This window comes from Pyxidicoccus caerfyrddinensis, assembly GCF_010894405.1.
Classification (GTDB): domain Bacteria; phylum Myxococcota; class Myxococcia; order Myxococcales; family Myxococcaceae; genus Myxococcus; species Myxococcus caerfyrddinensis.
This window is the reverse complement of record NZ_JAAIYA010000030.1, coordinates 1-18891: the sequence shown is the minus strand read 5'-3', so window position 1 is coordinate 18891 and position 18891 is coordinate 1. Positions and strand designations below refer to the sequence as shown.

Genomic DNA, 18891 nt, shown 5'->3' with positions numbered 1-18891 from the left:
TCACGGAAGGCCGCCGGCCCGGTGACACGGGTGCTGCTACTCGTCGCCGCCCAGCAGGGAGCCCAGGCCGACGCCGCCCAGCACGCTGCCCTCGTCGCGCGCGCCACCGGGGCGCGCGGCGGAGAGGATGCGGCCCGCGAGCCGGCTGAAGGGCAGCGACTGGAGCCACACCCGGCCCGGCCCGCGCAGCGTGGCGAAGAAGAGGCCCTCGCCGCCGAAGAAGGCCGTCTTGATGCCGCTCACCATCTGGATGTCGTAGTCCACCGTCGGCGTGAAGGCGACGATGCAGCCGGTGTCCACGCGCAGCAGCTCGCCGGGGCCCAGCGTCCGCTCGTGCAGCGTGCCGCCCGCGTGGATGAAGGCGAGCCCGTCACCCTGGAGCCGCTGCATGATGAAGCCCTCGCCGCCGAACAGGCCGGTGCCCAGCTTCTTCTGGAAGGCGATGCCCAGCGACACGCCCTTGGCCGCCGCGAGGAAGCTGTCCTTCTGCGCAATCAGCTCTCCGCCGAGCTTGCCCAGCTCCACCGGGATGATCTTCCCGGGGTAGGGCGCGGCGAAGGCCACCTTGCGCTTGCCTCTGCCGGCGCGGTTGAGGAACACGGTGGTGAAGAGGGACTCGCCCGTCAGAAGCCGCTTGCCCGCGCCGAGCAGCGAGCCGAGGAAGCCGCTCTTCTTCTCCGAGCCGTCACCGAAGATGGTCTCCATCTCGATGCCGTCTTCCATGTACATGAGGGTGCCGGCCTCGGCCACCGCTGCTTCTCCAGGGTCCAGCTCCACCTCGACGAACTGCAGGTCTTCGCCGTAGATGTGGAAGTCCACCTCGTGCATCTGCGCCATGGACACGCTCCGTCGTTAAGGGACGGCGCACCATACCCGCCCCGTCGCATGGCTCAACCCACGAGCGTGCGCGGACATGTCGCGGACGCAGGCCGCCCTGCAACGCGGTTACTGCGCCAGCACGATGGACAGCGTCGCCGCGAGCGTCTCGTCGTCGTCCGCGATGGCCGGCGGAATCGACAGCGTCACCGGGTTCTCCAGCCCGAAGCCGCAGGAGCGCGTGCCCTGGTAGCGGTCCTGCTCCTTCGCGGACGTGAGCTGGTAGCTGCACCGGCCCACCGTGCCCGTCAGGCTTTTGGGGCTCACCTTGAAGTTCGTGAGCTGGCCGCCGAACGAGCCTCGCGCCTCCAGGATGTCCCCGTCCTCCTTCAGCTTCAGGTCCACGGGGCCGCCCAGGTAGATGCCGCCGATGTGGTCATCGCCGAGCGCGATGTTGACCGGGCGCCCGAACGCCCGGCCGCGCAGCGCGGTGTCCGCGAGGCCCAGCTGGAGGTCCGGGCTGCTGAGCCCGTCCTTGGTGACGCGGGCGGTGAGGGACGCTGCGGGGGTGCGCAGGTCCAGGTACTGCGTGGGCTCACTGGCCAGCGCCGGAGCCGCGGCGAGCAGGCCGAACATCAGGAGGCGTGAGGTCTTCATGCCTTCAACGTAGCCAGCACCGAGCCCCCGCAGCCGCGTCCGCCGGCAGGGCGGTGCTCAGTCCGGAGGGCGTGCGGGTGTGCTGTCGCCCGCGGGAAGCTCCACGTCGGTGCCGCCCTCCGGACGGAGGACCAGCCGGCGCAGCGTCCACACCCGGGGCGTGTAGGCCACCTGGGCCTGGAGCACGCCGTGGCCTCGCGGGCCCCGCACGTCCAGGTCGAAGTCCACCAGCCCCGCCTCGGGCGTGGTGCCGTGCGCGCGCAGCGTGAGCGTGGTGCTGGTCAGCGGCGCGCCCAGCAGCTCCGTGGCGCGCGGTGACGCCTCCGCCGTCCGCAGGGCGAGCCGGTGGACGTCGTCCCGCCGCAATTCCTGCTCCATGCCCCGGTAGATGGAGCGCAGCGCCCAGGCCACGCCCCCGGAGAAGCACCCGAGTCCGCCGAGCACCAGGGCTCCGGCGAAGAGCCAGCTCTTCCAGGCGCTGTCACGGGGGAGGCGGGGCATGCGCGACTCTCCATATCGCGGGAGATGGGCAGGCAGGCAGGTTGCCGGGCGAGGGACGGAGGCAGCCGTTATGTTCCGCCTTCCCGAGCGGTGCGTGTCAACCCCTGGTGGAGGTGCCTGTCCGTGGCGGAGCTGTCCAAAGGCGCGGAGTCCGTAACGGAGCGCTCTCGAGGCGCGGAGTCCGTAACGGAGCGCTCTCAAGGTGCGGAGCGTAAGGCGAGGCGTCGGCCGCGCCCCGGGATGATGCTGCGATGGCTGGTGTCCCTGGGCGGCATCCTCACCGTCTTCGGCGGCCTGCACGCGTACATCGCCGCGCGGCTGTTCGTGAGCCCCCAGTGGTCCGCGCCGTGGAGCGTGCTCGGCCCGGTGCTGGTGGCTCTGCTCTTCGTGTCGCTGCCCGTGGGGATGTTCATGTCGCGGCGCGAGCCCACGCCGTGGACGCGCGCGCTCCAGTGGACGGCGTACGTGTGGCTGGGCGCCTTCGGCATCGTCCTGAGCGCGGTGGTGGCCGCGGACCTCATCGGCCTGGTGCTGCAGTGGACGGGCGTGGTGGAGGACTCGCTGGCGCTTGCCCGGGGCCGCGCGCTGGCGGTGCTGGGCGTGTCGCTGCCGGCGGTGGTGTACGCGTTCGTCACCGCGCGCGGCCTGGCGCGGGTGGAGCGGGTGACGGTGCCGGTGGTCGGGCTGGGGGCGGGGCTGAACGGGCTGAAGGTGGTGCAGATTTCAGACATCCACATCGGCCCCACGCTGGACGGGCGCTGGCTGCGGCGCGTGGTGGAGCAGGTGAACGCGCTGAAGCCAGACATCATCGCGGTGACGGGCGACCTGGTGGACGGCCACGTGGAGGCGCTGCGCGACGAGGTGCAGCCACTGTCGGAATTGCGCGCCGCCCTGGGCGTCTTCTACGTGACGGGCAACCACGAGTACTACCACGGTGGCCTCGCGTGGGTGGCGGAGGTGGCCCGGCTGCGGCTCACCGTCCTCCAGAACGAGCACCGCGTGGTGGAGCGCGACGGCGCGCGGCTCACCGTGGCCGGCGTGACGGACCACGACGCGGGCCACATCATCCCCGCCCACGCCTGCCGTCCCGACGTCGCGCTCGCGGGGGCTCCGGAGGGCGTGCCGCGCTTGTTGTTGGCGCACCAACCACGTACGGCGCTCCATGTGGCCCAGGCCGGCGTGGCGGTGGACCTCCAGCTCTCCGGGCACACACATGGAGGGCAGGTGTTCCCCTTCATGTTCTTCGTGAAGCTACAGCAACCCGTCATCAGCGGGCTGGCCACCATCGCCGGCGTGCGCGTCTACACCCACCGGGGCACCGGCTACTGGGGACCGCCGCTGCGCCTGGGCCCCTCGCCCGAAATCGCGGAGCTCACGCTCGTCACCGCGGTGTAAGACTTTGAGAGCGGCCTTCTGTGCCGGGCGCCCGCATGGACGGCCGCTGGCTGGCGAGTACGGGTCTACCCATTCGGGTATGGGTTTACCCGTATCCCGGTTGCGTCTGGCCAGGCCCACTCCGTGCCCCTGTACCTGAAGGCGCATTCACCTAGAATCCGCGCGGCTGCGCAGCGGTGAGGGGTCTTCTCGGTGGATTTGACAACGTTGAACAAGCTTCTCTCGGTGGGCGTTCAGAACGGCGCCTCGGACATTCACTTCCGCCCGGGAGACCCTCCCATCTACCGCGTCAACGGCGTGCTGCGGCCGCTGAAGATGGAGAAGCTGGTTCCGGACCAGACGAAGCAGGTGGCGATGCACATCATCCCCGACCAGCTCGTGAAGGCGCAGATTGATTCGCTGCAGGAGCTGGACACGTCGTACAGCGTGCAGGGCGTGGCGCGCTTCCGCGTGAATATCTACCGGCAGCGCGGCTCGCTGGCGTGCATCCTGCGCATCATCCCGGACGAGATTCCCAACATCGACACGCTGGGGCTGCCGCAAGTCTTGAAGAAGATTGCGAGCAATGACCGCGGGCTGGTGCTGGTGACGGGGGCGACGGGCTCGGGGAAGAGCTCCACGCTCGCGGCGATGATTGACCACATCAATCGCAACGAGAGCTTGCACATCCTCACCATCGAGGACCCCATCGAGTTCATCTACAAGAACATCAAGTCCTCCATCTCCCAGCGGGAGATTGGCCCGGACACGGAGAGCTTCGCCCGCGCGCTGCGCTCGGCGCTGCGGCAGGACCCGGATGTGATTCTGGTGGGCGAGATGCGCGACATGGAGACCATCGACATCGCGCTCAAGGCGTCCGAGACGGGCCACCTGGTGCTGTCCACGGTGCACACCACGGACGCGTCGCGCACCATCAACCGCCTGGTGTCCGTGTTCCCCTCGGAGGAGCAGGCCATGGTGCGCATGCGCCTGGCGGACTGCCTCAAGGCCACCATCTCCCAGCGGCTCCTGCCCCGGGCCTCCGGCAAGGGGCGCACGGTGGCGCTGGAAATCATGACGCAGACGATGACCGTGGAGCAGTACATCCGCGAGGACCGCGCCAACGAGCTGAAGGACGTCATCGAGAAGGGCCGCGACATGTTCGGCATGCAGTCCTTCGACCAGCACCTGACGCGGCTCTACCGCGACGGCATCATCACCCTGGAGATTGCGCAGGGCGCGGCCTCGAACCCCGCCGACTTCCAGCGCGCGCTCGAGTTCGACTGAGCCCCGGGCCTTGGGGCCCGCTGCTTCCAAGACAGCGAGAATCGTGTGGGTCAACTGCACTCCAGTGCAGGCGGTCAGGAGTCAGGGTTGACACACTGAACGTGTGTTCATTGCCCTGCGGTTCCGGGGCGTGGCCGATGTGGGTTCACCAGGGTCCACACCGCCGGTTTTCACTGAGATTGAAGTAAAGCTTGATATTTCCGCTATTGCTGGTTACTCTCCGGGTGTGTCCTACGCCCCCGCCCACCATTCCAGCCGTCTGCAGTCCGTTCCCTCACCCATCCTGGGGGAGGTTGGCGCGCTGCGTCTGACGCCGGGGCCTGGTGGGACTGGTTCGGGGCTCCGGGTGATGCTGGTGTCCGAAGCGCCCCTGCTGCGGCTGGCCATTGGCCGGGAGCTGGCGTCGGGGTTCGAGCTGATCCACGCGCTGGGCACGGCGTCGGCGGACCGGCGGCTGGACGCGGGCGCGACGCCGGACGCGCTCGTCGTGGACCTGGACACCGCCGAGCGCACCGCGGTGCCGGCCTTCCTGGTGCGGCTGGTGGAGCGGGGCTTCGTGGGTCCGCGCATCCTGGTGTCGACGCACTTCCGGCCGGAGCCGGCGGCGGCGTACAGCGCTTCGTGCCTCACCCACTTCGCCCTGGCGCGCCCGTGGCGTCCCGGCTCGCTGCGCGAGTTGATGGAGTCCGTGCTGGGCGTGGCCAGTCTTCGCGCGGCTGCGGGCGCACGCTGAGGAGTTCGCGGTGAGCCGCGCGCCTTCGTTCCCGGAGCGGTGTGTGGACGCGGGGCATGGCCTGCTGACGGGCGTGGCGAGCGCGTCGCTCGGCGTGGTGCGCGGCGTGGGCGTGGTGCTGGGCTCGCTGGCGGGAGGCACGGCGCAGTGCGTGCGCGGGCATCCTTGCGAAGGCCTGCCCCGGTTGAAGCGCGGGCTGATACGCGTGGCGCAATTGCCGGCGGACCTGGTGTTGATGCTGGCCGGGCGCGTGGTCAGCGCGGTGCAGGTTCTGACGGGGCTCGAGCCGCCGGGGCGCCGTCTCACGGAGGAGGAGGTGGCGCGGCTGCACCCCATCTTCAGTGAGAGCCTGGACTACGCGCGGGTGCGGGTGAAGGAGGGACGGCTGGGGCTGCTGGGTGTGTCCCGCCGGGCCTTCGTGCACGGCGACATCGTCTTCGTCCCCGGGCGCGGGCCTCCGGGGTTCGGGTTGCTGGTGCATGAGCTGACGCACGTGTGGCAGCACCAGCACGGCGGCACCGCGTACCTGAGCGCCGCGCTCGCGGCGCAGTGGTGGGGGGACGGCTACAACTGGCGCAAGGCCGTGGGCCAGGCGCTGCGCTGGGCCCAGCTCAACCCCGAGCAGCAGGCGCAGTTCATCGAGGACGCCGCGCTGGTGGGCCTCATTCCTCCGAGCGTTCCGCTGCCTGCGCGCGCGAAGCTGAAGGGATGGACGGAGGCCGCGCTGCCCCTGTTGGACGAGGCGCTCGTGTGTCTTCAGGCAGGGCGCGGCGCGCCCTGAGCGTCAGGCGGCTGTCGTGGCCTCGGTGATGCAACGGGCCGCCTCGGCGGCGTCGCAGCCGTTGAGTCCCGCGCCCCATGCGGCGTTGGCCTCCAGCAGCGCCCAACCCCGGCCCTCGACGAGCGCCGCGTCCAGCACGCAGGTGCGCGGCAGCGGTGCCGCGCGCGCGACGGTGGCGAGGAACGCCTCGGCCTCCGCCACGGAGCCCTCGCCCTCGTACACCGCGCACGTGCGCACGCGCCCATCGAGCACCCAGCCCCGGGCCTCCGCGCGCAGGGAGGCGACTTCCGACGAGAGCACCGGCGTCTCCGGCGCCAGCCCCCGGCACTCCTCCGCGAGCGCCTCAGGCCCCGGCCACACGGCGGCGCGGAACACCTTGGGCACCAGCGGCTTGATGAAGCGGGGGAAGGCTTCCGAGGCCACCTGCTCCAGCGTGGCGCCGCGCACCTCGCGCTTCACGAGCGAGGCGTCCACCTTCAGCAGCAGGTCATCCGGCGGGGACACGAGCGAGAGGCCCAGCTTCTGCGCCAGCACCAGGCAGAAGGTGTCGTTGCCATAGAGGCGCACCCGCGTGCGGTCCACGTCGGGCGGGCTCCAGAAGCGCCCCAGCCTCAGCACCGTGCCGCCTCCTGCCTCCCATGTGAGCGCGACGGCGTCCCGCTCCGGGTCGGCCTTGTCGGGAATGAGCAGGGTGAGTCCGTGGAACATGGCGGGAACCTATATACAACCCGTCGCGATTTCGGAGGGCCACTCCAACCCCGGCCCTCTTCGAGGTGACAAGCACATGCAAACCCAGACGCGCCGCAACCTCCTGCTCGCACTCGTGTTCCTGGCCGGCTGCGCCGCTTCCCAGGTGCCGTGGGTTCCCCCCGCGGACGCCCAGGCGGGGGCGGGCACTCCGCGCTGGGACTACCACTGCATGCAGCCTCAATGGGGGCCCGGCGAGTCATCGACCAAGGCCACCATCGCGCAGCTCAAGCTCCTGGGCCTGCAGGGCTGGGAGCTCGTCACGGTGCACGAGAGCACCTACTGCCTCAAGCGCCCCCTGCGCTGAGCACGGCGCTTTCGCGTCACAGCTTCGGCGGGGCCACCGGGTCGTGCTCGGAGAGGAGCCGGGCCACGCGGGCCTCGTCGATGCGCGTGCCGAGCTGCTCCATCTCGTGCTGGTCCCTCACCGTCTTCGACAGGCTGAAGGTGGAGCCCACCGTGAAGAGCAGCCCCATGGCCAGGAAGGACTTCACCCAGATGTCCACGGGCAGGTTCCAGATGCCCACCGCCGTGACGCCGACGGACAGGACGAAGGACAGCCAGGTCTGGGCGACCCAGGCGGTGCTGTGGGGAACGACGACCTTCGGCGTGGCGCGGGACATGGTGCTTCCTCCTCGGGACGATTGGTACTCGCTGACAGGAAGAACAATGCACCTGCGCGTCGTAAAGCACATGGAACTAGTCCATGCGCCATTGATAACCTTCAGTGAATGATTCAGCTCCAGCGGCTCGAGGGCTTCTACCGGGTGGCGCGCGCGGAAGGGTACGCGCGAGCGGCGCGCTCATTCCCGTATCCGATAACGCAGCCCGGGGTGCACCAGCAGGTGAAACGCCTGGAGGACGAAGTCGGAGTGCCCCTCTTCGAGCGCGTGGGCAAGGACCGCGTCGTCCTCACCCCGGGGGGCCGCGCGCTGTACGCGCACGTGGCGCCCTTCCTGGAGGCGCTCGACACCGTGGTGCAGTCGCTGCGCAAGGGCGAGGTGGGCGGCACGCTGCGCGTCCACGCCTCCGGCCACGTGCTGCGCTACCTGCTGCCCGCGTGGCTGCGGCGGCTCCAGGCGAAGCGGCCCGACATCGAGGTGGCCCTCTTCGAGTCCAAGGTGCCCGCGCTGGACGTGCTGCGCTCGGGCGACACGGACCTGGTGGTGGACCATCTGCCGGAGGTGCCCGACGACGTGGAGGCGCGCGAGGTGGGGCGCACGCACCCGTTCCTCGTGCTGCCCTCGCACCACTCGCAGGCGAAGAGCGCACAGGTGAAGCTGTCGCAGCTCAAGGACGACGCCTTCATCGCGTACAGCACGGACAAGCACCTGCGTGAATTGCAGCTCGCGGAACTGGCGCGGGCCGGTGTGAAGCCGAAGCGGCTGCACCAGGCGGACTCGTCGGAGACGATTCTCGGCTTCGTCGCGGCGGGGCTGGGCTACTCGCTGCTGGCGTCGCTGCTGCCCGGCGGTCCGCGCGAGGCGGGCGTGGTGGCGCGGCCGCTGCCCGGCGCGGGCTCGGGTGTCATCCACGCCGTGTGGCGGAAGTCGGCCACCCGCAGCCCGCTCCTGCAGGCCGCGCTGGCGCTGGCGCCCAAGCCCTAGAACGCCAACGGGGCCCCGCGCCCGTCCTGGGAGGACGGAACCCGGAGCCCCGTGGGCTTCACTCAGTGCCGCGCGGAAGCTCAGCCGCGGTGCTGGTGGATGGACATGATGGGGTAGTTCATCGAGCTGATGGTGATGCGCTGCGAGCCGTCCGAGTTCACGTTGTTGGAGCCGATGAACTGGGGCTTGCCGTCCTTCCAGCCCGCGAACATCACCACGTGCTGGCCGCTGCCGACCTTGAAGGACACCACGTCACCGGGCTTCGCGTCCTGCAGGGACACGCGCTTGAAGTCCGGGTCCTTGTCCAGCTTGGCCTGCAGGCCCATCACCGAGTTGTCGTGCTGCGCGTTGGTGATGAGGCCGGCCTGCTCCAGGCACGCGGAGACGAAGTTGGCGCAGTTGACGTTGTTGGGGACCCAGTCCTCCATGTCGCTGCCGACGCCGTTCTTCTCCAGCTTCAGCGAGCCCGCGTTCTTGTTCAGGTGCGACTTCGCGATGTCGAAGGCGCTGCCGGTGGGGGCGTTGCCGCCGTTGGTGCCGGTGGCCTGCGAGCCCTGCGTGCCCTTGGTGCCGGAGCTGCCCGTCGAGGAACCCGGCTTGGAGCCCGGCTTGCCGCCCTTCGAAGGCTCGAAGCTGTCCTTGGAGCCGGGGATGTTCAGGCTCTTGCCGGTGTAGATGAGGTCCGCGTTCTTGATCTGCGGGTTCGCCTTCATCAGCGCGCTGACGCTGGTGTTGTAGCGCTTGGCGATGCCGGAGAGGGTGTCACCCGACTGAATGCGGTAGCTCATGGAGGGGGCTCCGAAAGATTGAGGCGACGCCGGGGGGCATCACCGGTGGGACTTGCCATGATTCTCGCAGCCTGAGATTCGAAGTTGCGTACCCCCTGTGTTTTTCACCTACAGCCCTGGTGGGCCGTGCCTCCCAGTGTGGGGCCCTCCCGGGATGGGCCGGGCATCCCTACCGTGAGCACATGAGCGAGCCCTTCCGGAGGCTGAACCTGGACTGGGTGCTGCCCTCGCTGGCGGTGGGGGGACGCTTCCCCATCGAGGCGGCGGAGCACCTCGCGCGCAAGCTGGGCATCCGCTACGTGGTGGACGTGCGGGTGGAGGAGCGCGACGACGAGCACGTGCTGCGCGAGCACGGAATCACCCTGCTGCACCTGCCCACGGAGGACATGCGCGCCATCCGCCGCGACATGATTGACGACGGCGTCGAGTGGGTGACGCAGCGCCTGGCGCAGGGCCACAAGGTCTACATCCACTGCGAGCACGGCGTGGGGCGCAGCGCGCTGCTGGCGCTGTGCTGCATGGTGGCGCTGGGGCACCCGCCGCTGGAGGCGCTGACGCTGGCGAAGCGGCAGCGCTGGCAGGTGGCCCCCAGCGCCGCGCAGCTGCGCACCTTCATGGCCTGGGCGGAGGACTGGCGCTCGAAGCACGAGGTGGCGTGGCAGGTGCCCGAGCTCAAGGCCCTGACCGCCGTCGCCTACAGCCACCTGAGCAACCCGCCGTCCGCTGAAGACACCGAGGACTGACTCACCCGGGCGTCGAGTGGGGCGCTCGCGGCAGCCGCACCGTGAAGGTGGTGCCCTCGTCCGGCAGGGACGTCACGGTGATGCCGCCGCCGTGCGCGCGGACAATCTGGTCGACGATGTAGAGCCCCAGCCCCACGCTGCGGCTGCGCGTGTCGCCGTTGTCGCCGCGCTGCATCGGCTGGAAGAGGCGCGCCCGCAGCTCGGCGGGGATGGGGACGCCGGTGTTGTGCACCTCGAGCACCACGTCGCGAGTCTCGCCCCGCGTCGTCATGCTCACCGGGCTGCCCGCGGGGCTGTAGGTGAGGGCGTTGCCCAGCAGGTTGACGACGAGCTGCGCGAGCCGGTCCGCGTCCCACGCGCCCTGGCCGTCTCCGTGCTGCTCCACCCTCAGCTCGCGCTCGGGATGGGCCACCTGGATTTCGTCCAGCACCTGCCGGGTGAAGGCATGGAAGTCCAGGGGCCCTGGCCGCGTGGGAATCCCGCCGCCCAGCCGGGCCTGGGTGAAGTCGAGCAGGTCTCGGATGAGCCGGTTGGCGCGCTCGGCGGAGGAGAGGATGCGGCCCAGCGGCTGGCGCAGCCGCTCGTCCAGGTCCGTGCGCCGCAGCTGCGTCGTGGTGGACAGGATGATGGCGCTGATGGGGTTGCGCAAATCGTGCGAGACGATGCCGATGAGCTGCTGCTCGAACCCGGCGCGCTGGCGCGCCTCCTCCTCCAGCTTCCGGCGCTGGGTGATGTCCCGGAAGAAGACGACGGAGGCGATGATGTTTCCGCGCGCGTCACGGGCGGGCCCGTAGTGCGCCTCCACCACGCCCTGGCTGCCATCCCCGAAGACGTAGTTGAGCTCCTCGCCGTGGGCCTCCAGGCCGCGCAGGCCGCGGATGAGCGGGTAGTCCTCGGTGGCGATGGGCAGGCCGTCGGGCCGGAGGATGGGCCACTGGTGGTAGTCCGCGTGCTGGGTGGTGGAGTGGGCCGGGTGGCGCAGCTCGGCCTCGATGCGCTTGTTGGCGAGCACGACGCGGCCGGAGGCGTCCGCGATGGCCACCGCCATGGGAGCGTTCTCCAGCACCGCGTGCAGGCGGGCGCGCTCCTCCTCCACCTCGCGCCGGGCCCGCACCTGGGCCGTCACGTCCACCGCCTGGAGGAAGATGCCGTCCACCGCCCGGTCCGGAGCGCGGGTGGGCTGGAAGACGAAGTTGAGGAAGCGGTCCTCCAGGCTCCCGGTGCCCGAGCGGTCCAGGCTGACGACGAGCTCGTCGGCGATGAAGGGCTCTCCGGTGGCGTACACCCGGTCCAGCACGTCGATGAAGCCCTGGGCCGCGATTTCGGGCAGCGCCTCGCGCACGGACCTGCCCACGACTGTCTCGCGGCCGACCAATTGGAGGTACTCCGCGTTGGCGTAGTCGTAGACGTGGCCCGGACCCCGAATCACGGCGATGGCGGCGGGGGCGTGCTCCATCAGCGCGTGCAGGTCCGTGCGGGCACGCACGTTCCGCTGGAGCGCCAGCAGCTCACCGCGGTCCCGCTCGCCGAGCCGGGTGAGGCGCACCACCTCGGTCATGTCGTCCACCTGGTGGATGAGGTAGCGCACCTGCCCGTCCTCGGAGAGGACCGGGGTGTTGACGGGGCTCCAGTGGCGCTCCTCGAAGCCGCCCCCGGGGCGGGGGATGTCGTACTTCTGCAGGGGCATGACGTCCGGGGCCCGGGTGGCCAGGGCATGCTCCAGCGAGGCGCGCAGGTTGCGGGTGCCGGTGGCCTGGGCTTCCTCCGGGTTGTCCGGGAACACGTCGAAGAGGCGCCGGCCGAGCACGTCCCCGCGGCGCGTCATCGTCGCGCGGAGGTAGGCGTCCGTGACGGCGAGGATGGTGAAGTCCGCGTCCGGCGCGAGGACGAGGAAGAGGCCCGGGCTCTTCTCGAAGAGCAGTTGGAAGTCGAGGACGGTCACCGGGTACTCCGGAAGGACGCCTGCGCTGGGGGAGGAGACAAGTCTACGCCAAGAGACTTGAACAGGATGGGTGGGTCCGCGCATGGTGCCGGGGTGAGCACCATTCCCCATCCCGACTTCACGGCCGCGCGCTTCGCCCAGTGTCCGGACGCGCGCTTCCAGCCGGCGCCCGCGGACGGCGTCCTGCCGGAGGGCTTCTTCTCCACCACCAACCTCCCCACCTACGTGCGCGTCGGCGGCGCCTGGCGCATGCCGCGCGAGCCTCGCATGGACTGCGCGCTCGTGCTGGATGCCCAGGGCGAATTGTGGGCCCGCGAGGGCCGGCGCGTGCGCGCGGGCGAGCGCGTGGTGGTGGGCCACGCGGAGGACGGCAGCCAGGGCGTGTACGTGAACATGGCCTACCTCACCGAGGGCGGTGAGGGAGAGTTCAAGTTCATGACGAGCGAGGTGTCGCGCGAGAAGCCCATCGACTACGGGCACATGGCGCGGCTGCTGGTGGAGGAGCGCGAGCGCGGCGGCTACCCGGTGTGGGTGACGGGGCCGGCGCTGGTGCACTCGCGGGCGCGCGCGGACATGACGTGGTTCATCGCCAACGGCTTCGTGGGCGCGCTGCTGGCGGGCAACGCGGTGGCGGTGCACGACATCGAGGCGTCCATCTTCGGCACCACGCTGGGCATGAGCGGCTCGGGCGAGGCCACCTCCGGCGGCCATGGCCTGCACATGCGCGCCATCAACAAGGTGCGCGCGGCGGGCTCGATTGCGAAGGCGGTGGAGTCAGGGGTGATTACCAACGGCATCATGCACGCGTGCGTGGTGCACAAGGTTCCGTTCGTGCTGACGGGCTCCATCCGCGACGACGGGCCGCTGCCGGATGTCGTCACCGACAACCTGGCCGCGCAGGACGCCATGCGCCGTCACGCGGTGAAGGCCACCATGTCGGTGCTGATTGCCACCGCGCTGCACGCCATCGCCACGGGCAACATGCTGCCGGCCTTCGTGGTGGAGAAGGACGGCTCCTTGCGCGAGCTGCCCACCATCTGCGTGGACTCGTCCGAGTTCGTGGTGAGCAAGCTGAAGGACCGCGGCACGCACCAGGCCTTCGGCGTGGTGACGAACGCGCAGGACTTCATGCACATCCTGCGGCTGTACGTGGAGCGCGAGTTGACGGCGCGTGGCACGGCGCCGAAGGCGGGCTGAGCAGGGCGGCCGGGACGGCGCGGCCAGCCCCACGTTCAGCGCCCTCCGCGAGTCGTCGCGTCGTCCCGGTATTTCCCCGGGACCGCTCCTCTCATGGCGGCAGACTGGCGGAGTGTGCCCTGTCCGGAACGCCCGTCGGACGTGGACCCGGACCGCGAGGAGCAAGGCTCTTGATGCGGACGATGATGGGGGGGAGCGGGTTGCCCGGGCCCGGCGCTTGCTGGCGGGAGAGGGCTTCATAGGGGGCGCAATGACCGTTCACGCACGGGCCCGTCGCGCACAGGGCCTCCGGGCCGCAGCGCTCTCCCTCGGGGACGTAGGGGACGCACCGTCCGCTCTCCTCGGAGCAGACGAGGCCCTTGGCACAGCCGGAGAAGGAGAACTTGCTCCGTGCACAAGGCGCACCGAGGCCGGGCTCTTCCTGACAGAAGCCCGGCCCATCGGGCGCCTGTTCGGGGCTGACGCACTTCAGGTCCCCGGCGCATTCGAAGGATTCGCGGCAGGCGACGCCCACTCCGAGTTGCTCCCGGCAGGTGCCGAGCTCCCCCCGGTCCGCGTCACAGAAGAGCTCCTCCTGGCAGTCGTTGCGGTAGAGGGTGGACAGGACAGGTGTTGCTCGGCACGACTCGCCCGGGCGGGAACGGCGGCCACAGTGCCCCTCCTTGCATACGAGTGACTCGTCGCACGGCGGAATCCCGAAGGCTCCGCACGCGTCACCTTCGGCGCTGGCTCGCTGACACGTCCCGCCGTCCTGGTCGCACCACAGTCCCGGCCCGCACGGGTGGGTGATGCCGGCGCCTCCTGGCAGGTAGCAGACCTCTCCCTCTTCAGCGGGACGTTGGCAGCGGCCGCCGGGCTCGGCGAGGACGAGTCCTGGTGCGCATTGAATGAGATGGACGGCGACCTCTCCCTCCGCACTCCGGGGCTGGCAGGTACCCTCGGGTGTGCCGTCTCCCGGGAAGTGGCACCAGGCCTCGCCACCGCACTCCGCATGGAGCCGGCAGGTGCTCGCGGGTGCCTCGACGCGGAGCACCTGGCAGGCCGGCTCGTATTCGATGCCCCGCTGTCGCGCGAGGAAGGTCAGTGCGGGCAGGCGGCAGTCGCTGTCGCGGAGGGTGGCGACACAGCGCTCGGCCGCGCCCTCGTCATAGCTCAGCCGGCCTGACGCCAACGCCGCGTCATGGCGCGTCCCCAGTCCCAGCCACATCCCACCCCAGCCCCAGCGTCGCAGGTCCCGTTCACAGGCTTCCGTGCTGGCGTACACCCCGCACCGCTCCTCGCGCGCGCAGAGGGCTTCCACCACGCGCTCGCCAGTCTCGTTTCCCACGACAGGCCCCGGCCCCGGCTCCCCGGCGTCACCACACACCACCAGGCCTGCAGCCAGTACTGCCACTGTCACCTGCCATCCGCGCATTGGCTTCCTCTTCAGGGTCGTCCGGAGAGACGGACCGGCCCCTCTGACCGGACCGGACGAAGTGTTGCCCCGAGCCGCGCGCGCGGGTGTAACGGGCGCGTAACCGCCAACACCCGGACAAGGTCGGCCCCTGGCGCCACAAGTCGCTCGACCCGGCTGCTGGCGTGTCTCAGTGCGACGGAGCCGGCGGAGCCACCAGGTCGCTGACGGTCCGCCTGGCCTCGCCGCGCAGTCGCTGCATCAGCACGTAGAGGCCGGGGATGAACACGAAGTTCACCACCGTGGACACGAGCATGCCGCCGAACACCGCCGTGCCCAGCGAGTTGCGCGACGCCGCGCCCGCGCCCGACGCCGTCATCAGCGGCACCACGCCGAGGAGGAATGCAATCGACGTCATGAGGATGGGACGCAGGCGCACCTCGGCCGCCTCCACCACCGCGTCGAGGGCGCTCTTGCCGCCCTCGCGCAATTGCTCCGCGAACTCCACGATGAGGATGGCGTTCTTGCTGGCGAGTCCCACCAGCATGACCAGCCCCACCTGACAGAACACGTCGTTGGCAAACCCGCGCAGCAGCTGAAGCCCGAGCGCACCCATGATGGCCAGCGGCACCGAGAGGATGATGACCAGCGGCAGGGTGAAGCTCTCGTACTGCGCCGCGAGCACCAGGAAGACGAAGAGCAGGCCCAGGCCGAAGATGACCATCGTCTGTCCGCCGCTCTGCTTCTGCTCCAGGCTGATGCCTGTCCACTCCGTGCTCATGCCCAGCGGCAGGTGCTGCGCGGCGAGGGCTTCCATCGCCTCCAGCGCCTGCCCAGAGGACACGCCCGGCGCCGCCTGGCCGTTGATCTCCACCGAGCGGAAGAGGTTGTAGTGGCGGATGACCTGCGCGGACACCGTGGGCTCCACCTTCACCAGTGACTCCAGCGGAATCATGTCCCCGCTGTCGCTGCGTACGTAGAAGGCGCCGATGTCGCGCGGGCTGTCGCGGAACTGCTGCTCGGCCTGGACGTAGACGCGGTACGCGCGGTTCGCGTAGTTGAAGTCGTTGACGTACTGGCTGCCCATGTAGACCTGCATCGTGCCGAAGATCTGCTCGATGGGGACACCCAGGGCCTTGGCCTTCTGCCGGTCCACCTCCACGTCGAGTAGCGGCGTGTCGGCATTGAAGCCGGTGAAGACACCGCGCAACCGGCTGTCCTCGTTGCCCCTGGCCACGAGCGTCTGCACGGCGGAGGCAAGCTGGTCCAGCGAGCTGGTGCCGGCGGTGTCCTCGACGACGAACTGGAAGCCGCCCACGCTGCCCACGCCGCGGATGGCCGGAGGTTGGAAGGGCACCACGCGCGCCCCGCCGATGCGACTGAGCGGTGCGCGCAGCCGCTCCACCAGCGCGGCCACCGACTGGTCCTTTCCGGGCCGCTCGCTCCAGGGCTTCAGCGCGGCGAAGATGTTGGCCATGTTGGGGCCCGAGCCCTGGGGTGAGAAGCCGCCGTTGGCGAAGATGACGCGCACCTCCGGCTGGTCCTTCAGCACCGCCTCCACCTCCGCCATCACCTTCTCCGTCTGGGCGAGCGCCATGCCCTCAGGTCCCTGCACGGAGATGATGAGGTAGCCCTGGTCCTCGTCGGGGATGAAGCCCGTGGGCGTCGCCTTGAACAGCGCCACCGTGGCGCCGATGCACAGCAGGAACGCGCCCAGGATGATGACCGGGTGCTTCAGCAGCCGGCGCAGGCCCCGGCCGTACACGGTCCGAGTCGCGTCCAGCGCCCGGTCCACCCAGCGGAAGAACACCCACTTCTCACCCTGCTGGTGCTTGAGCATCCGAGCACTCAGGGCGGGCGTCAGGGTGAGGGCGCAGAAGGTGGAGAGGGCCACCGACGCGGTGATGGTCAGTGCGAACTGGCGGTAGATGGCGCCCGTGGTGCCGGGGAACAGGGCCACCGGGACGAACACCGCCACCAGCACGATGGAGATGGCGATGACTGCGCCGGACACCTCCTTCATTCCCTCACGGGCGGCCTGCACGGGCGTCAGGTGCCGTTCCATCATCAACCGCTCGATGTTCTCGATGACGACGATGGCGTCGTCCACCACGAGGCCCGTGGCCAGCGTCAGGCCAAAGAGGGTGAGGGTGTTGATGGAGAAGCCCATCAAGCTGACGAAGGCGAAGGTGCCCACCAGCGAGACGGGGAGGGTGAAGGCGGTGATGAGCACGCTGCGCCAGCCGTGCAGGAACAGGAAGATGACCAGGATGACGAGCGCAATCGCCTCCACCAGCGAACGGAGCACCTCGTGGATGGTGGCGCGCACCGCGAGCGTCGTGTCCGTGCCCGTCTGGAATCGCATGCCCGGGGGGAACTGTTGCGAGAGCTTCGCCAGCTCCGCGTAGACGCCGTCGCGCACGTCGAGCGCATTGGCGGTGGGCAGCTGGAAGATGGCGAGACCGACGGCCGCCTTGCCGCCGAAGCGCAGCAGGGAGCTGTAGTTCTCCGCGCCCATCTCCACACGGCCCACGTCCTTCACGCGCACGCTCTTGCCGTCGTTCTGGCGCATGAGGACGATGTCGCCGAACTCGTCCGGCTCCACCAGCCGGCCCCGTGCCCGCACCGCGAGCTGATAGGGCTGGTCCTTGTCGGAGGGCGGCTGGCCCACCTGGCCCGCGGCCACCTGGAGGTTCTGCTCCTGGAGTGCGCGCGTGACGTCCTGCGGGGTGAGCTTGCGGCGCGCCAGCTCCGTGGGGTCCAGCCACAGGCGCATGGAGAACTTGCGCTCGCCGAAGATGCGCACCTCGCCCACGCCGCGCACGCGCTTGATGGCGTCCTTGAGATTCACGTCAGCGTAGTTGCTGAGGAACTTCGCGTCGTATCGCTCGTCGGGACTGAAGAGGGCCACCGACATCAGAATCTGGCTGGAGGCCTTGTTGATGACGATGCCCGACTGGTTCACCTGCGCGGGCAGGCGGGCGGACGCGCGGCTGACGCGGTTCTGCACGTCCACGGCGGCCACCTCGATGTCACGCGTGGGCTCGAAGGTGATGATGACGGTGCTGGTGCCGTCGTTGCTGCTGGTGGAGGTGATGTAGCGCATGCCCTCCACGCCGTTGAGCTCCTGCTCCAGCGGGATGGTGACGGCGCTCTCCACCACCTCGGCGCTGGCGCCCACGTAGGTGCTGCTGACCGTCACCTGCGGTGGTGCCAGGTCCGGATACTGGGCGATGGGCAGCGAGGGAATCGCAACGGCTCCCACCAGCGTGAGCAGGATGAAGCAGACGATGGCGAAGACGGGCCGGCGGATGAAGAAGTCGACGAACATGGGCTCTGTTCCTCTGCTCAGCGGCTGCTACCGAAGGGAGTGCCGCCGGCTGACGCCTCGGCACGCGGCGCGGCCTTCACCTTCACGGGCATGCCGTCACGCAGCGCCTGCATGGAGGAGATGGCGACGAGGTCTCCCACCTCCAGGCCCTTCTCCACGACGTAGGCCATCTCACCCAGTGCACCGAGGGTGATGGGGCGGCGCTCCACCGCTGTCTGGCCATCCTTCTCGTGCACCACTAACGCGAAGGGCTGACCGCTCTGGCGCACCACCGCGAGCGCCGGAATCTGCAGGGCGTCCCGGACGGAGTAGACCATGCGCGCGCGCACCATCTCGTTGGGGCGCAGGCCCACCGTGTTGCGGAAGGCGGCCTTCACCTCCACCAACTGAGTGCGCGGATCGGCCTGCGGCGCGATGAAGAAGACGGTGCTGGTGAGCAGCACCTTCCCCTTCGCGTCGAGGACTTCCACCACCGTGTCGGGCTTGAGCGCACGGGCGCGCGAGGAGGGCACCGATACGCTCACCTCGAGGACATCCGCCTGCGCCACGCTGGTCAGCGGCGTGGTGGCACTGACGAAGTCACCCAGTCGCACCAGCACGTCCCCCACGGTGCCGGCGAAGGGCGCGCGCACCACGTTGAGTTGCAGCTGCACCTGGCGCTGTGTCACCTGCGCGGCGGAGGAGCGCGACGCGGCGTCGGCGGCCTCCACCTGGGCGCGGGCGGCCTCCAGTTCCTGCGCGCTCGCGAGGCCCTCCTTCTGGAGCGCCTCCGTGCGGGCCAGGGTGCGGCGGGCCAGTTCCAGGTTCACCTTGGTGGAGCTGAGCTGGGCCTGGGCGCTGTCGAGCGCGGCCGTGTCCTCGCGCGCATCCACCTCCAGCAGGGGCGCTCCGGCCTCCACCTGCTGGCCGGGCTTCACGTGGATGCGGCGCACGTAGCCGCCCACCTGCGGCAGCACCGTGACGCTCTGCCGCGACATCAGCGAGCCGAGGTACT

Annotated in this window: 17 protein-coding genes; 8 read left to right on the top strand and 9 right to left on the bottom strand. The window is 69.9% G+C overall.

Going from position 1 to position 18891, the window contains the following annotated elements; translation table 11 throughout:
- Positions 1-36: 36 nt before the first annotated feature.
- The 3 genes from G4D86_RS44105 to G4D86_RS44095 form a co-directional block, all read right to left on the bottom strand.
- Entirely contained in the window at positions 37-837 is an 801-nt protein-coding gene (locus G4D86_RS44105; RefSeq protein ID WP_164000988.1) for a TIGR00266 family protein, read from the bottom strand.
- A 108-nt stretch (positions 838-945) separates the two neighbouring features.
- Positions 946-1473, bottom strand: coding sequence for a hypothetical protein (locus tag G4D86_RS44100; RefSeq protein WP_164000986.1), 528 nt, complete (start codon positions 1471-1473; stop codon positions 946-948).
- Between the two features lie 57 nt (positions 1474-1530).
- On the bottom strand, positions 1531-1974 hold the full coding sequence (locus G4D86_RS44095) for a cytochrome c oxidase assembly factor Coa1 family protein (protein WP_164000985.1): 444 nt from the start codon (positions 1972-1974) through the stop codon (positions 1531-1533).
- Positions 1975-2217: 243 nt separating this feature from the next.
- Between G4D86_RS44095 and G4D86_RS44090 the strand changes: the two genes are divergently transcribed.
- The 4 genes from G4D86_RS44090 (at position 2218) to G4D86_RS44075 (ending at position 6149) form a co-directional block, all read left to right on the top strand.
- A complete protein-coding gene (locus tag G4D86_RS44090; RefSeq protein ID WP_164001206.1) occupies positions 2218-3369 on the top strand; it encodes a metallophosphoesterase in 1152 nt (383 codons plus the stop codon).
- Positions 3370-3576: 207 nt separating this feature from the next.
- On the top strand, positions 3577-4635 hold the full coding sequence (locus G4D86_RS44085) for a type IV pilus twitching motility protein PilT (RefSeq protein WP_240360821.1): 1059 nt from the start codon (positions 3577-3579) through the stop codon (positions 4633-4635).
- A gap of 349 nt (positions 4636-4984) precedes the next feature.
- Positions 4985-5368, top strand: coding sequence for a hypothetical protein (locus G4D86_RS44080; protein WP_164000980.1), 384 nt, complete (start codon positions 4985-4987; stop codon positions 5366-5368).
- 10 nt (positions 5369-5378) lie between these two features.
- On the top strand, positions 5379-6149 hold the full coding sequence (locus G4D86_RS44075) for an eCIS core domain-containing protein (RefSeq protein WP_164000979.1): 771 nt from the start codon (positions 5379-5381) through the stop codon (positions 6147-6149).
- A gap of 3 nt (positions 6150-6152) precedes the next feature.
- Here G4D86_RS44075 and G4D86_RS44070 read toward each other — a convergent pair whose 3' ends face one another.
- Positions 6153-6857, bottom strand: coding sequence for an ATP-grasp domain-containing protein (locus G4D86_RS44070; protein ID WP_164000977.1), 705 nt, complete (start codon positions 6855-6857; stop codon positions 6153-6155).
- Positions 6858-6933: 76 nt separating this feature from the next.
- Here G4D86_RS44070 and G4D86_RS44065 point away from each other — a divergent pair, with 76 nt between their 5' ends.
- Complete coding sequence (locus G4D86_RS44065) at positions 6934-7203, top strand: hypothetical protein (RefSeq protein WP_164000976.1); 270 nt, start codon at positions 6934-6936, stop codon at positions 7201-7203.
- 16 nt (positions 7204-7219) lie between these two features.
- On the opposite strand, the gene G4D86_RS44060 is transcribed toward G4D86_RS44065, so the two are convergent.
- Positions 7220-7519, bottom strand: coding sequence for a YiaA/YiaB family inner membrane protein (locus G4D86_RS44060; protein ID WP_164000974.1), 300 nt, complete (start codon positions 7517-7519; stop codon positions 7220-7222).
- Positions 7520-7627: 108 nt separating this feature from the next.
- On the opposite strand from G4D86_RS44060, the gene G4D86_RS44055 reads away from it, so the two are divergent.
- The gene (locus G4D86_RS44055; RefSeq protein WP_164000972.1) at positions 7628-8503 is read left to right on the top strand and encodes a LysR family transcriptional regulator; all 876 of its coding nucleotides are present in this window, start codon (positions 7628-7630) and stop codon (positions 8501-8503) included.
- A gap of 80 nt (positions 8504-8583) precedes the next feature.
- Here the strand turns inward: G4D86_RS44055 and G4D86_RS44050 are convergent, their stop codons facing one another.
- On the bottom strand, positions 8584-9291 hold the full coding sequence (locus G4D86_RS44050; protein ID WP_164000971.1) for a LysM peptidoglycan-binding domain-containing protein: 708 nt from the start codon (positions 9289-9291) through the stop codon (positions 8584-8586).
- A 182-nt stretch (positions 9292-9473) separates the two neighbouring features.
- Here G4D86_RS44050 and G4D86_RS44045 point away from each other — a divergent pair, with 182 nt between their 5' ends.
- Entirely contained in the window at positions 9474-10034 is a 561-nt protein-coding gene (locus G4D86_RS44045; protein ID WP_164000969.1) for a protein-tyrosine phosphatase family protein, read from the top strand.
- A 1-nt stretch (position 10035) separates the two neighbouring features.
- Here the strand turns inward: G4D86_RS44045 and G4D86_RS44040 are convergent, their stop codons facing one another.
- Positions 10036-11976 (bottom strand): PAS domain-containing sensor histidine kinase, encoded by a 1941-nt coding sequence (locus G4D86_RS44040; RefSeq protein WP_164000967.1) that lies wholly within the window; start codon positions 11974-11976, stop codon positions 10036-10038.
- Positions 11977-12069: 93 nt separating this feature from the next.
- On the opposite strand from G4D86_RS44040, the gene G4D86_RS44035 reads away from it, so the two are divergent.
- Positions 12070-13173 (top strand): putative NPN-dependent ornithine cyclodeaminase, encoded by a 1104-nt coding sequence (locus tag G4D86_RS44035; RefSeq protein WP_164000965.1) that lies wholly within the window; start codon positions 12070-12072, stop codon positions 13171-13173.
- A 1583-nt stretch (positions 13174-14756) separates the two neighbouring features.
- Here the strand turns inward: G4D86_RS44035 and G4D86_RS44030 are convergent.
- The gene (locus tag G4D86_RS44030; RefSeq protein WP_164000963.1) at positions 14757-17897 is read right to left on the bottom strand and encodes an efflux RND transporter permease subunit; all 3141 of its coding nucleotides are present in this window, start codon (positions 17895-17897) and stop codon (positions 14757-14759) included.
- Positions 17898-17914: 17 nt separating this feature from the next.
- On the bottom strand, positions 17915-18891 hold a 977-nt coding region (locus G4D86_RS44025), incomplete at its 5' end, for an efflux RND transporter periplasmic adaptor subunit (protein ID WP_164000961.1).